The following is a 14754-nucleotide window of genomic DNA, read 5'->3' on the forward strand; positions in this document are numbered from 1 at the left end:
CTTTACTGGCCCTGGTCGCCGGAGATTTACGTACGATCGCGAGGCCACCCCGCTGTATGTCCGAGACTGTTCGGCTGTTCACCGGCGACTGCACGACGAAATTCGACGGGACGCGGAGCCAGACCCAACGCGGCACGGTCGTGATCGTGGTCAAGCCCGATCGCACCGTACTCGTCCACGACGCTGACGGCTACCAGCCCGTCGCGTGGCTGACCCGTCCCGACGAACTCACGATTGAGGAGGACGACGCCGGGTTTTCGATCGTCGCACAGGCAGGCGAGCAGACGCTACGAGTTGTCTCTAATGCAAAGGGCCGTGCGTGGTCTGCGCCGATCGGGGCGGCCGGCACGCCGATCGGGACCTGTCCGGACTGCTCGGGACCGCTCGTGCGGATTCGCGGTGACGTACGGTGTCTCGACTGCGAGGACCGCTACGGCCTCCCCTCGGGTGCGGCCATCCTCGACGATACCTGTGAGGCGTGTGGACTACCGAAAATGGCCGTCGAGCGCGGGGAGCGATTCGAACTTTGTGTCGACTACGCGTGTGAGGGTCTCGCCGATGCCGTCCGCGATCGTTTCGAGGGCGAGTGGGACTGTCCAGATTGTGGCTCGCCGCTGTCGGTGAAAAGCCCAGACGGACGAATCTTTCTCGGCTGTTCGGCGTATCCGGACTGCGAGACGACGTTTTCGATCCCTTCGGGTACGATCTCAGGAGCCTGTGCTTGTGGGCTCCCCGTGTTCGACACCCCCGCGGGCGAGCGCTGTCTCGACGGGACCTGTGACCACGGATCGCACGCTACTGACGGCGGTCGACCGTTTTGGCCGTCCGGCGATCGATCGTCTGCATTGTGAGTTAGCGGCGATCGTCTGCATTGTGAGTTAGCGGCGATCGTCTGCATTGTGAGTTAGCAGCGATCGTCCACGCTCTGGGTTGGTGGTGCTCATCGACGCTATGAGTTGCGGACGATCGGTGCGTCTTTGTCTGCCCAGAACCCCCCTCGGTACATGGACGGAACCCTCCGCGAGGACGCCGTCGAACTCGGCGGCAACGCGAAACAGCGGTTCTACGACGCCCGCGGCTACGGCCGACCAGCCGGCGGCGATCGCATCGAACTCACGGCCGTCGAGGCCGCCCACCTGCTGTTCCGGGGCGACCTCGACGCGGTTGTCGTCGATGGCGATCGCCTCGACTTCGAGCCGTTTTTCATCCACACAGCCGGGGAGACGACCGCGTTCACGAAGCGCTTTCTCGTCTACTCGGACCTGCGCGATCGCGGTTTTTACCTCTCACCGGCACGGAAGGGCTGGCCTGGTGCGGACGCTCTCGACGAGACGTCTCCGATCGACTTCACGGTCTACCCACGCGGCAGCGGGCCCGGCGACGGGTCGGTTGCACACCGGATCTCGGTCCACGGCGAGCGTGAGCGGATCCCAGCCGCCGGGCTGGCTGGCCGGACGCTTGCGATCGTCGACGAAGAAAGCGAGATCACCTACTTCGAGCTGACGCGCCCGTCGTTCGAGGGGGCCTCGATGTACGAACCACCAGAGCCGATCGAGGCCGAACTCATCGGCGATCGGGTTGTCTGCTGGGATCCACCTGACGCAGTCCACGAACGGGGATTCTACGGCCAGCCGCTCTCGGGACGAGCGGCGATCGTCGAGGGAGCGATCCAGCTGTCATTGGTCGAGGCTGCGGGACTTGCGGCGATCGATCGACTCTCTGTGGCTGGTGAGTCTGATCCGTACGCGGCGATCGTTGAACGCGGCCGGGCAGTTGAGGGCGAGCGGTTCGATCGCCGGCTCGCAGTGTACGAACACCTTCGCGCACAGGACGTAGTTCCCAAAACGGGATTCAAATTCGGCGCGGATTTCCGGACGTACGACGCGGTCGAGACGGTCTCGGAGCTGCCACACTCAGAGCGGCTGGTTCGGGTCGTTCCGCCGGATCACGTTTTCGATCCTAGGGAGCTGTCACTCGACGTCCGACTTGCCGGCGGGGTCCGGAAACGAATGGTTTTTGCGTTGACCGACGCGACAGGACAGATAACGTGGCTTTCGGCGAGCCGCTTGACACCATGACCGACGAGGACACCCCAACCGACATCTATGCGGACGGTGGCACAGCAGAAGGAGCCGACAGCGTCGCCATCGATCCGTGGGGCTCCTCGACGATCGGCGACTACGGGGACCTCTTTTCTGAGTTCGGGATCGAATCCTTCGAGGACGTCCTCGCTGACGTGCCGTATCCCCACTACCTGATGCGCCGCGGTGTCATCTTTGGGCACCGCGAGTACGATCGTGTCGCCGCGGCGATGGCCAACGACGACCCCTTTGCGGCGCTGTCTGGGTTCATGCCGACCGGCGATCCCCACATCGGCCACAAGCTCGTTTTCGACGAGCTGATCTGGCATCAACAGCGCGGCGGGGACGTCTACGGGCTCATTGCTGATCTCGAGGCACACTCCGCACGCGGGATCAGCTGGCCGGAGATCGACGAGCACGCGAGAAACTACCTGCTCAGCCTGCTCGCGCTCGGGTTCGATCCCGACGAAGGGACGCTCTACCGGCAGTCGACGAACCGCGATGTCCAGGACCTGGGCTTCGAGTTGGGCTCGCGGGCGAACTTCTCGGAGTTCGAGGCGATCTACGGCTTCGACGGCGAGACGAGCGTCTCGCACATGCAAAGCGTCGTAACCCAGATGGCCGACATCCTCTATCCGCAGTTGGCCGACGAGCCGAAGCCGACCGTCATCCCGGTCGGCCCCGATCAGGACCCACACGTCCGGTTCGCCCGCGATCTGGCCGTCAGAATGCGGTATTTCAAAGTAACTGAGGCGTTCGCGAGCTTCGAGGCTGACGACGCCGAGCGGGTCCTCCTGGGAGACGCATACGACTCGCTCTCGTCTGAGACGGCCCCTGACGCAGATGGCCATACCGCCGCCGATGAGCCGGTCCGCTGTGAGGACGCCGCCCAGTGGCTGTCGATGGCCGACATAGACCCAGAGTTCGAGCCCGCCCGCCGATCGGCGATCGGCAAGCTCGAATCCGCCGGCAAGGAACCGCTTCGCCCTCGCGTGCGGTTCTTCCATCGTCACGGCCCCGAGGCGGCGTTTGAGGCGATGATCGGGGCGATCGACGGTGAGAAACGCGTCTACGAGGGTCACATCGACTCGTTTGACCTCGATCTCGGAGCCGCTGAGGAGTTGGCCCGCGAGGTCGAACTCGACCACGGCGGCTTTGGCTTCATGCAGCCGTCGTCGATCTACCACCGATTCATGTCCGGGCTCACCGGCGGGAAGATGTCTTCGTCGATCCCTGCGAGCCACATCTCGCTGCTCGACGATCCCGAAGACGGCTACGACAAGGTGAAAGCCGCCTCCACCGGTGGGCGACAGACCGCCGCCGAACAGCGCGAACTCGGCGGCGAGCCCGACAAGTGCCCCGTCTACGAGCTGTACGCGTACCTCCTCGCTGCGGACGACGACGAGTTCGCAACCCGCGTCTACGAGGAGTGTGCCGGCGGCGATCGACTCTGTGGCGATTGTAAAGAACAGGCCGCACAGCTCATGAAGGAGTTCCTCGCCGATCATCACGAAAAACGCGAGGAAGCTGCGGAGCTGCTTTCGGAGCTTGACATCGATCTCGATCTCGATCGCCGTGGCCCCGGCGGCGCACACTAATTGTACTCGCTGGCACACTCCTTTCAGCCGCGGATACCGCATTTCGATCGCCGAGGCGCGTTCTCCGTGCGCTCGTTGATGATGTAACACGGCCGCTGGCTGCTGTCTGTGCCTGGCGCAAACGCTTATCTTTTCAGTTGTGGTATACGTAGCTATGTCCCTATTCACCCAGATACGTCAACCCGAGTACACCGGCGAGAACCGCTGCATCCCGTGTACGATCGTAAATGTCGCATTGACTGCGATCGGAGCGATTGCGCTTTTTTTCGTTTCGGTGCCGCTTGCGATCGCCTTCACCCTTGTCGGACTCGGCTCGATCTGGCTCCGTGGGTACCTCGTCCCGGGGACACCCGAGTTGACAAAGCGATACTTCCCCGACTGGCTGCTCGCACGGTTCGATAAGCTTCCAGCGGACGGCTCGCCGGTCGATCAACCCGATATCGATACCATAGACGACACTGTCCCCGACGAAGCAGATCTCGTCGATCCCGTCGAGACGCTCCTGTCGGCGGGCGTCATCGAACCCTGCGACGACGACGTCTGTCTCACGGCATCGTTCGCCGATCGGTGGCGGGCTGCACTCGACGAACTCGAAGCGGATCGTGACGCCCAGGCGGCGGCTATCCATTCACTTCGTGGCCTCCCATCGGCGCAGTCAGTGACCCTCGAGACCGACCAGTTCGATCGGCACGTTGCGAGCGCCGACGGCGACCGGATTGCCCGCTGGACGAGCGAAGGGGCATTGCTCGCCGATCTTGCCGCCCACGAGGTGCTGTCTTCGAGTACCGATATGTGGATGGATATCGTGCCCGTCCAGCGGTTCGCAATTCTCGAAGCATTCCGGTCGTTCCTCGATCGCTGTCCGGTCTGTGGCGGCGAGGTGGCGATGACTGAAGAGACTGTCAAATCGTGCTGTCGCTCCTGGGATGTCATCGCGGTTGTCTGTGCGGACTGTGAAGAGCGGTTCCTCGAAGTGGACCCAGATGCGATCGAGGCGGCCGCCGTCGCCTGATCGCCGCCATTCGGCCGCCGGATAGCCGCTGGCCGGAGTCCGGAACGGATAACTGCGGACCCCTCCGTTATGCAATCAAGACAGTATGCGACTTCCAGAATCACAGCTCGCAGTCATGGAAGCTGCGAGCGCGACCGACCCCACGTCCGTCGACAGCCTGGCCGAGGAAACTGGCCTGAAGCCCGAGACCGTCACCCGGGCGGCGTTTGATCTCCGCGACGAGGGGTTGGTCTCGATCGACGAAACGACGGCCACGAGTGCCGAACTCACTGCCGAGGGCGAGACGTACCTGACCGAGGGGCTTCCGGAGGTGCGGCTCTACCGTGCAGCGATCGAGGCGGGCGCAGCCAATGAGCCCGTCGAGATGGGACAACTGCTCGGTACGGCTGGACTCAAGGGATCGGCGGTCAACATCGCGCTCTCGAACTTCGCCCGCAAAGGGTACGGCTCGATCGACGCCGGGGCCGTCTCAGCGGATCCCGATGCCGATCCTGACACCGACTCTGAACGCACCGCGCTTGCAGCGATCGCGGACGGCGAGTCCGTCGACGACACGGGACTGCTCGAGCAACTCGAACGCCGTGAGCTGCTCGAACGCTCTGAGCGCACGGTCCGATCGGTGACACTCACCGACGATGGCGTGACCGCGCTGATGGAAGGGATCGAGGCTGCAGAGACGGTCGATCGGCTCACACCCGAACTGCTCACCTCCGGGGAGTGGGAAGATGTCGAATTCACCGAGTACAACGTCGAGGCCGATGCGCCCGAACTCGACGGCGGCCGGAAACACATCCTCAGACAGACCGCCGATCGGGTCAAGGACGTCCTCGTCGGGATGGGATTCAAAGAGATGGAGGGGCCACACGCCGACGCGGACTTTTGGATCAACGACTGTCTGTTCATGCCCCAGGACCACCCGGCGCGAACCCACTGGGATCGGTTCGCGCTCGATGTCGATCCGATCGGGTCGGTGCCCGAAGACCTCGCCGAGCGGGTCGAAGACGCCCACCGAAACGGGGTGAGCGAGGACGGCGACGGCTATCACTCCCCGTGGAGCCGCGAATTCGCCGAGGCGATCGCGCTGCGCGGGCACACGACCTCGCTGTCGATGCGGTACCTCTCCGGATACGCCGGCGCGGACATCGAGCCGCCAAAGCGGTATTTTTCGGTCGAGAAGGTCTACCGTAACGACACGCTCGATCCGACCCACCTCCTCGAGTTCTTCCAGATCGAGGGCTGGGTGATGGCCGAGGATCTCTCGGTTCGTGACCTGATGGGCACCTTCGAGGAGTTCTATGCCCAGTTCGGGATTACCGATCTGGAGTTCAAACCCCACTACAATCCCTACACGGAGCCGTCCTTCGAGCTGTTCGGGACGCACCCGACGACCGGCGAACTGGTCGAGATCGGCAACTCCGGGATGTTCCGCGCGGAGGTGCTCGAACCGCTCGGAATCGAAGTCGACGTGATGGCGTGGGGGCTCGCACTCGAGCGGCTGCTCATGTTGATGTACGGCTTCGAGGATATCCGCGACGTTCACGGAACGTTGTGTGACCTGCAGTTGCTTCGCGAAACGGAGGTGCTCTACTGATGCCTGTTGTTGATGTCGATCCCGACGAACTCCGCCGGCTCACCGGCGCAGCCGAAAAGACCGACGAAGAGTTGCAAACCGATCTGTTCAATCTCGGGCTCGAATACGAGGGCGAAACCGATTCGGGCGAGATGCAACTGGAATTTGCGCCCGATCGGCTCGATCGACTCTCGGTCGAGGGTGTCGCGCGATCGCTGCGCTACCAGTACGGCGACGACCGCGGCGTCTACGTCCCGAAGACGAACGATCCTGACTGGGTCTACGAAGTTGACCCAGACGTCCCCGACGAGCGTCCCTACGTCACCGGCGCGGTCGTCCGTGGCGTGAACCTCACTGAGCAGGCGCTCGATTCGCTCATCCAACTGCAAGAGAAGCTGCATGCGACGATGGGCCGTCAGCGTGCGAAGGGCGCGATCGGCATTCACGACCTGACGATGCTGAAAGGCAAGGTTCTCGCCGAAGACGCCACCGGAAACTCGATTACCTACACTGGCATCGAGCCAGACGGCGATCGGTTCGTGCCCCTGGACTCGGACGCTGCACTCACGCCCGGTGAGGTACTCACCGAACACGACACCGGGAAGAAGTTCGCCGACCTCGTGAGCGAGTACGATCGCTACCCGGCGATCTACGACGAGCTCGGGCTGTTTTCGTTTCCACCGGTCATCAACGGCCGCCGGACAGAGGTCTCGACGGACTCGCGAGACCTGCTCATCGAGCTAACGGGAACCGACCAGTGGACGATCGACCACATGTGTAACATCCTCTGTTATGCGCTCGACGCCCGCGGTGGGACGATCGAGGAAGTCGAGATCCACTACCCAGACGCGACCGGTCCGTACGCCGACGTCGGCGCGGAACTCGTTCGACCGAACTTCGAGACGGACGAAAAGGCGGTTTCACACGCCGAAATCGAGCGGATGCTGGGGATCGAACTCACCGCTGACGAGGTCGTCGACCACTTCGAGCGATCGGGACTGGACGCAACGTACACGCTTGGAGAGCAGACGGTCTACACGGTCGAGGTGCCGCCATATCGCGTCGACGTGTTGCATCCGTACGACTTGATCGACGATGTCGGGCGCGCGTATGGGTTCAATAATCTGGAGCCGGCATACCCGGATGTCGGCACCGTTGGCGGCCGCCACGAACGGACGCGTCTCGAAGACGCCGCCCGCGCGAGCCTCATCGGCCTCGGCTTCGAAGACCTGTTGAACTTCCACATGATCTCCGTGGAAGACAACTACGATCGAATGCGAATCGAACCCGGAACTGACGACTTTGGTGCGGGCGAGCCCGCGGTCATTACTGAGCCCTACAGCGAGGACTACACCCAGCTTCGATCGTGGGTGCTGCCCTCGCTACTGATGGTGCTCGAAAACAACACCCATCGGGCGTATCCGCAGGATATCGCCGAAATTGGGCTCGCAGCACGGGTCGACGAAACGGAGAACACGAACGTCGCCGAGCACCGATCGATCGCCGCGGTGCTCGCGCGAAACGACGCCAGCTACGAGGACGCGAAAGCCCGTCTGCAAGCGCTGTGTGCGGACTTCGATGTCGAATTCGCCACGCCCGCGATCGACCATCCGACGTTCATCCCCGGCCGTGCGGCAGCGATCGTCGTTGACGGTGAACACGTTGGCGTTCTCGGGGAGATCCATCCTGCCGTGCTCGTCGAACACGATCTTGAACTCCCCGTTGCCGCGTTCGAACTGCGACTGGACGCGCTCGCGGCCTGATCGCGACCGAGTTTTGTTCATTACTGCAGTGCATTTCCCGCCGTCGAATATTCCTTTATTGCATTTCTAAGTTCGTGAACGAAATACTTAGGTGCCAATGCGTACCGATATTTATCATGGATCCTCACAACCGATCGATCGAGACGGACGCGGTGACCTACGGCGAGCGCGGCCGCGGCCCCGCTCCGGGCGTCGAGGACGTGGTGGTTCCGGTTCACCTCTCTTCGACGTACTCGATCCCCGAGATCGAGCGGGGGATGAGTCTTGAAGCTGTCGACGCCGATCAGGGTGAGTACCTCTACTCGCGGCTGTCGAACCCGACGCGGAACGCGTTGGAACACCGTCTCACCGCGTTAGCAGGCGGCGAGCACGCGTTCGCGATGGTCTCTGGGACGGCGGCGATCGCCACGACTATGATGGGTATCCTCTCGCCGGGTGATCACGTCGTGGCCTTCGAGGATCTCTACGGCGGGACGCGATCGATGCTCAAGCGGCTGTTCGCCGATCGACTGGGTGTCGAGGTCGACTTTGTCGACGCCACTGACACCGCAGCCGTCGAGGCGGCGATGCGCCCGGAGACCGAACTGGTGTGGATGGAGACCCCCACAAACCCACTGATTCACCTCTGTGATATCGCGGCGATTGCCGAGATCGCCCACGCCCACGACGCGGCTTTAGGCGTGGACAATACCTTTTCCAGTCCGTACTTCCAGCGGCCGCTGGCACTTGGGGCAGACGTGGTGATTCACAGCACGACGAAGTACCTCAACGGACACTCCGATTCGATCGGCGGCGCGATCGTCACCGACGACGACGCGCTTGCAGAGGAAATTGGGTTCCTCCAGCAGGTCGGTCTCGGCGCGATGTTGTCCCCATTCGACTCGTATCTCACCCTCCGCGGGATCAAAACCCTCCCGTTGCGGATGGAGCGCCACGAAAAGAACGCGCTTGCGATCGCACAGTTCCTTGAGGATCACCCCGCAGTCTCCGCGGTTCACTACCCGGGGCTCGAAAGCCACCCGCAACACGAACTCGCTCGCAAACAGATGTCCGGGTTTGGCGGCGTGTTGTCCGTCGAGCTTGCGACGGACTTCGAGGGCGTCCTCGCGTTCATTGATGCACTAGAGCACTTCCCGCTGGCGGTCAGCCTCGGCGGTGTCGAGTCACTGGTTGAACACCCTGCGACGATGACGCACTCGCCGCTCACGCAGGCCGAACGTGACGCGCTCGGCATCTCCGATTCGCTGTTGCGGATCTCAGTCGGGATCGAGGCTACCGACGATCTCCTTGCCGATTTGGACGGTGCGCTGTCGACAATTGTGGACCCCGACAGCCCGGCCCCGACGGCCGACGTCTGAGACGGCCGATCGTCGCACGTTGTCGGTCGATCGCTCCTCGCCCCGGTTGCCCGACACCCGCTCCGATCGATCGCTGGTCGCCGGCTGTCGTCCGTGGACCGAGGCGTTTAACACCGGAGGCAGCCGAAATTCCTCCGAAGATGCCCAGTGGAGAATACGACCCCGACACCGCAGAGCCGACGTGGCAGAAACGGTGGGTCGACGACGAGACATACGCCTACCCCGACGCCGCGGCCGATCCAGATACTGCCTTCTCGATCGACACCCCGCCGCCGACGGTATCGGGCAGCCTTCACTGGGGCCACGTGTACGGCTCAATCCTCCAGGACATCGTCGCGCGCTACCACCGCATGGCGGGCAACGACGTGTTGTTCCCGTTCGGCTACGACGACAACGGGATCGCCTCCGAACGGCTCACCGAACGCGAACTCGACATCCGCCACCAGGACTACGAGCGCCGAGAGTTCCAACAGCGCTGCCGAGAGATCTGTCTGGAGTACGAACAGGAGTTCACCGAAAAGATGCAGGCGATGGGAATCTCCATCGACTGGAACAACACCTACCGGACGATCTCGGAGGACGTCCAGCGGATCTCACAACTATCGTTTGTCGACCTCTACGAGCAGGGTCGTGAGTACCGCAAAAAAGCGCCGGCGATCTGGTGTCCCGAGTGTGAAACGGCGATCTCACAGGTCGAAACCGAAGACGACGAGCGCGACAGCCACTTCCACGACATCGAGTTCGCGCTCACCGAGCCAACAGCGAGCGGGCGAGATTCCTTTGTCATCTCGACGACCCGCCCCGAGTTACTTCCAGCCTGTGTTGCGGTCTTCGTCCACCCCGACGACGAGGAGAACGCCGAACTGGTCGGTATGGACGCCGAAATCCCGCTGTTCGGCCAGACGGTGCCGATCATCGAAGATGAGCGCGTCGACATGGAAACCGGCTCCGGTGTCGTCATGTGCTGTACCTTCGGCGACCAGACCGACATCGAGTGGTACCAGGCGCATGATCTGGACCTGCGGATCGCGATTGACGAATCGGGCCACCTGACCGACGTCGCTGGCGAGTACGAGGGCCAATCCTCGACTGACGCCCGCGAGTCGATCGTCGCCGACCTCGAGGCGGCCGGTGCCCTTGTCGATCGCCGCGCGATCACCCACACCGTCAACGTTCACGAACGCTGTGGGACCGGCGTCGAGTTCCTCGTCACGAAACAGTGGTACATCGAGGTACTCGACAAGAAACAGGAGTACCTCGAGGCTGGCCGGGAGATGGAGTGGTTCCCCGAAAAGATGTTCACCCGCTACGAACACTGGATCGACGGCCTCCAGTGGGATTGGCTTATCTCCAGACAGCGATCGTCTGGTATTCCGTTCCCGGTGTGGTATTGTGGGGACTGTGATACGGAGATCATCGCAGCGAAAGACGACCTGCCGGTCGATCCGCTCAGCGACGAACCGCCCGCCGACGCCTGTCCCGAGTGTGGTCACGAGACGTTTGTCCCCGAATCGGACGTGCTCGACACGTGGGCGACATCGTCGCTCACGCCGCTCATCAACAGCGGCTGGGACCACAACGGCGAGGAGTTCGTCATGGATCGCCCTGAGATCTACCCGATGGACGTCCGCCCGCAGGGCCACGACATCATCTCTTTTTGGCTGTTCCACACGGTGATCAAGTGCTACGAACACACCGGTGAGGTGCCCTTCGAGTCAGTCATGATCAACGGCATGGTCCTCGATGAGAACCGCGAGAAGATGTCGAAATCGAAGGGAAACGTCGTCGATCCCGACGCTGTCTTGGATAAATACCCTGTCGACGCCGCGCGGTTTTGGGCCGCCGGCTCGGCGATCGGCGACGATCTGCCCTACCAGGAGAAGGGGCTCCGCGCGGGCGAGAAACTGATCCGGAAGCTGTGGAACGCCTCGAAGCTCGTCGATTCGTTGACGCCCGACGAGCGGGTCGACCAGCCCGAGGAACTGCGGGCGATCGACGCGTGGCTGCTGGCCGCGCTCGATGAGGAAATCGAGGTGATCACCGATCGGCTCGAACACCGGGAGTTCTCGAAGGCCAGAGACCGCCTCCGGACGTTCTTCTGGGGCACGTTCTGTGACGACTACCTCGAAATCGTCAAAGAACGCGACGACAACTCCGCAGCGTACACGCTCCAGACCGCCCACGAGCGGTTCCTCAAGCTGTTCGCGCCGATCCTCGCACACGTGACAGAAGAGCTGTATCAGGACATGCACGCGACAGACGGCGAGAGTCTCCACACTCAGCCGTGGCCCGAACCGCTCGACATTGCCGCCGATCGGGCTGCCGGTGAGCGCGCGATCGAGGTTATTGGTGCGCTCAGAAAGTACAAAAGCGACAACGGGCTCCCGCTGAACACCGAGCTCGGCACCGTCGAGGTGTACGGCGATGTCGCGGGATTCGAGGACGATATCCAACGCGTGATGCAGGTCGAGGAGTTGGCTGTCCGCGAGGGCGACGCCCCTATCGAGACCGTCCAGACCGGTATTGATCTGGAGTATTCGATCGTCGGCCCAACGTACGGCGGGCAGGTGCCCGAGATTGAGGCGGCGATCGAATCGGGCGACTACGAGATCGAAGACGGCCACTTGCACGCCGCTGGCGTTGAACTCGATCCGGAGGCGTTTTCGATCGAAGAAACGCGACAGTACTCTGGTGACGGTGAATTCTTAGACGCCGGCGAGACGATTGTGATCGTCCACTGACCGGCGCAGCCAATCGCGGTTACTGTTCGGTTCCAACCGCCGCCTCGATCGAGTCGAACCCATCTGCTTCGAGGCGTTCGACCAGCCCACGGTTGATATCGCGGGCGATTGTTGGTCCCTCGAACACCAATCCTGTGTAGAGTTGGACCACGCTCGCGCCCGCGCGTATCTTTTCGTACGCACCGTCTGCATCGGAGATCCCGCCAACGCCGACGATCGGCACGTCGGTTCGATCGTAAATAAATCGAATCAGGTCGGTGGCCTCGGCCTCGATCGGCGCTCCCGAGAGCCCGCCACGCTCGGCTTTGTTCGGGTTCGTCAGCTCGTCTGGGCGTGCGGTTGTCGTGTTTGTCGCGATCACGCCGTCAAGATTGAACTCGGCGACTACAGCCAGTGCCTCTGAAATCGCTGCCCGCGGCAGATCCGGTGATAGCTTTACCAACAACGGCGCTGCTCCCGCGTCGACGAGCCGTGTGATGATCGCTTCGAGAGCGTCGCGGTTTTGCAGCGATCGGAGCCCTGGCGTGTTTGGGCTGGAAACGTTGACGACAAAATAATCGCCCGCCTCCCGCACGCGCTCGAAGGTGTACGCATAATCGGACGGCGCATCCGCAAGCGGCGTCGTTTTTGACTTTCCAATGTTAACCCCGACCGGGACATCCGGTAGCGGCGACTCCGCAAGCCGTTGGCCGATCTGATCGGCTCCGTCATTGTTGAAGCCCATCCGGTTTATCAACGCGCCGTCCTCGGGGAGCCGAAACAGCCGGGGACGCCGGTTACCGGGTTGTTTTTTCGCGGTGACCCCGCCGACCTCCACGTGGCCAAAGCCGAGTGCGGCCAGCATCGACGGCACCTCGGCGTTCTTGTCGAATCCAGCTGCCACGCCAACTGGGTTTGGGAACGAACAGTCGAATGCGGTGGTTTTGAGCCGATCGTCGTCGACCTGACACTGGCTCTGAACGGCGGTCTCGATCGGCGTGTGCTGGGCGGCTCCCAGCACGCGGTGGACGAGCCGGTGGGCGGTTTCCGGCGGTAGGGAAAACAACACCGGCTTCAACGCGTCGTAGATGCTCATTGGCAGAATATGCTGACCGATCGGTATAGAGATTGCTTTCGCTCCGCAATCAGTCGCCGACCTGAGAGCGATCGCTGCTCGGACTCGAAATTTCGACACAATCGGGCAGTTCAAAAGTCGTGTTCTACGTCGTCTGAATCAGCCTTCTGTATGATGATTTTTCCGTCCCGCACGCGAACGAACACCTCGTCGCCGATATCCATCCCGGCGACAGCGAGTTCGTCCTCGTGGAGATTGATGTGGACGTTGTGGTACTCGCCGTTCTCGTCTTTGGCGCCACTCGGGCTGAGCTTCTTCTTGCGGACCATCGCGGGTATCTGTATGTGTTTCGACACAGGGCATACATAAGTGTTGTTTACCGGCTCTCAGTCGTGATTGCGATGTGGCCCAGCGCTGTTCCCGTCGTTTATTTTCGTCCTATCGGAGGCCCACAATCCGCCTTCGTCGATCGATCTAGCCCTCATTTTCCCGATATATTTATTATATACCCTGTCTATCTTTCGCATGGAGAACAAACCATGGTACGTGATGACGGTAAGCGCAATTTCGCGCTACGAGCCGAGGATGGTTCTGAAGAGAGCGTCTTCTCGGGGAGCACCCCAAGACAGGCCGCTCTGAAGGCAGCACGACGGCTTAATCCTGCTGACTCAGAGGACGCCGCCGAACGCGTCCCACTGCACCTTCGCGAGAAAGGAACCGACAAGATACACAAATACGAGGGATGGGCATGGAACGAGACAGCACCGGACGACAAACCCGACTGGATGCCCGACGAGATCACTGAAGCCAACGTCTCAAAACAGGGGATTGAACACCTCGACGAGTAGCCGCCGTCGATAGGGTTTTATCGACGTATCGGCGTTACACAGACGCGCGGCCCTCACTCGGCGGGACCACGTGTACACGCACGGGATGACCGTCTGGTCTCCATCCGCGCAACACCACGCTCGACGAGTCGCATCGTTCTTTATTCGTTACATATTCCCGACTGACGGCTGTCGTTTTATATACTCTCTCCTGTGTGTCATACGCCGCTTGTCGGCGGTACTCGACGGTGTCGCTGCTTGTCTAAACCGCTCAAGATTGGGTGTGATCATGCGAGTAATCGACACACCAACGCGCCATGAAACTGCATGCCGTAGGGCGATTCCTTCGACGGTGTTAAGTATACCCCTCTCCTCGAATTGAATGCGAAACAGCGTGGGAGGCGACCCGCGCCCGGCTGCCGATCGATCGGCGATCGGCTGGCAACGATCCGACGCCCTTAAGTACAACAGGGCATTCGGAATATATGCGAAAAACGCGATGCGATCGGCTGAACGTTCAACTCGTTCAGAGTTCGCTGGACCTGGCCGCTTCGATGGGTTTAATACCTGCCGAAGGAAATAATCAGGTCCGAAGAAATGAGGATTGCCCCCCTGCGGTACGCCGTACACGAGGCGATCTGATGTGAGCCATATTGGATCGGTGCCACCCGAATACCCGTGACCACCCAGCACTACGCTGACCGCGTCACCATTCCGGTGACCCGATCCAACGGACCATGCAATATACCA

Annotated in this window: 11 protein-coding genes; 9 read left to right on the top strand and 2 right to left on the bottom strand. The window is 61.9% G+C overall.

What is annotated here, in order from left to right; all coding sequences use genetic code 11:
- Positions 1-56: 56 nt before the first annotated feature.
- The 8 genes from E5K03_RS10865 (at position 57) to E5K03_RS10900 (ending at position 12123) form a co-directional block, all read left to right on the top strand.
- A complete protein-coding gene (locus E5K03_RS10865) occupies positions 57-851 on the top strand; it encodes a topoisomerase DNA-binding C4 zinc finger domain-containing protein (protein WP_138006873.1) in 795 nt (264 codons plus the stop codon).
- Positions 852-1004: 153 nt separating this feature from the next.
- Complete coding sequence (gene endA / locus E5K03_RS10870) at positions 1005-2078, top strand: tRNA-intron lyase (RefSeq protein WP_138006874.1); 1074 nt, start codon at positions 1005-1007, stop codon at positions 2076-2078.
- Positions 2075-3679: a tryptophan--tRNA ligase gene (locus E5K03_RS10875; RefSeq protein WP_138006883.1), complete on the top strand. Its 1605-nt coding sequence runs from the start codon at positions 2075-2077 to the stop codon at positions 3677-3679. Before endA ends, E5K03_RS10875 begins: the two co-directional genes overlap by 4 nt.
- A gap of 154 nt (positions 3680-3833) precedes the next feature.
- On the top strand, positions 3834-4691 hold the full coding sequence (locus E5K03_RS10880; RefSeq protein ID WP_138006875.1) for a hypothetical protein: 858 nt from the start codon (positions 3834-3836) through the stop codon (positions 4689-4691).
- Between the two features lie 85 nt (positions 4692-4776).
- Positions 4777-6282 (top strand): phenylalanine--tRNA ligase subunit alpha, encoded by a 1506-nt coding sequence (gene pheS / locus E5K03_RS10885; protein WP_138006876.1) that lies wholly within the window; start codon positions 4777-4779, stop codon positions 6280-6282.
- Positions 6282-8024 carry a phenylalanine--tRNA ligase subunit beta gene (gene pheT, locus E5K03_RS10890; RefSeq protein ID WP_138006877.1) on the top strand — a complete coding sequence of 581 codons (1743 nt, stop codon included), beginning with the start codon at positions 6282-6284 and terminating at the stop codon, positions 8022-8024. The genes pheS and pheT overlap by 1 nt, the downstream gene beginning before the upstream one ends.
- Before the next feature lie 116 nt (positions 8025-8140).
- The gene (locus E5K03_RS10895) at positions 8141-9382 is read left to right on the top strand and encodes a trans-sulfuration enzyme family protein (protein ID WP_138006878.1); all 1242 of its coding nucleotides are present in this window, start codon (positions 8141-8143) and stop codon (positions 9380-9382) included.
- Between the two features lie 140 nt (positions 9383-9522).
- Positions 9523-12123 (top strand): valine--tRNA ligase, encoded by a 2601-nt coding sequence (locus E5K03_RS10900; RefSeq protein ID WP_138006879.1) that lies wholly within the window; start codon positions 9523-9525, stop codon positions 12121-12123.
- Between the two features lie 19 nt (positions 12124-12142).
- Here the strand turns inward: E5K03_RS10900 and E5K03_RS10905 are convergent, their stop codons facing one another.
- Together E5K03_RS10905 and E5K03_RS10910 are read right to left on the bottom strand one after the other, a co-directional pair.
- Positions 12143-13198 (bottom strand): quinone-dependent dihydroorotate dehydrogenase, encoded by a 1056-nt coding sequence (locus tag E5K03_RS10905; protein ID WP_138006880.1) that lies wholly within the window; start codon positions 13196-13198, stop codon positions 12143-12145.
- Positions 13199-13308: 110 nt separating this feature from the next.
- Positions 13309-13506 (bottom strand): hypothetical protein, encoded by a 198-nt coding sequence (locus E5K03_RS10910; protein ID WP_137198240.1) that lies wholly within the window; start codon positions 13504-13506, stop codon positions 13309-13311.
- Between the two features lie 210 nt (positions 13507-13716).
- Between E5K03_RS10910 and E5K03_RS10915 the strand changes: the two genes are divergently transcribed.
- Positions 13717-14025, top strand: coding sequence for a non-histone chromosomal MC1 family protein (locus E5K03_RS10915; protein WP_138006881.1), 309 nt, complete (start codon positions 13717-13719; stop codon positions 14023-14025).
- The last annotated feature ends 729 nt before the right edge of the window (positions 14026-14754 follow it).

The organism is Halalkalirubrum salinum, assembly GCF_005543295.1.
GTDB lineage: Archaea > Halobacteriota > Halobacteria > Halobacteriales > Haloferacaceae > Halalkalirubrum > Halalkalirubrum salinum.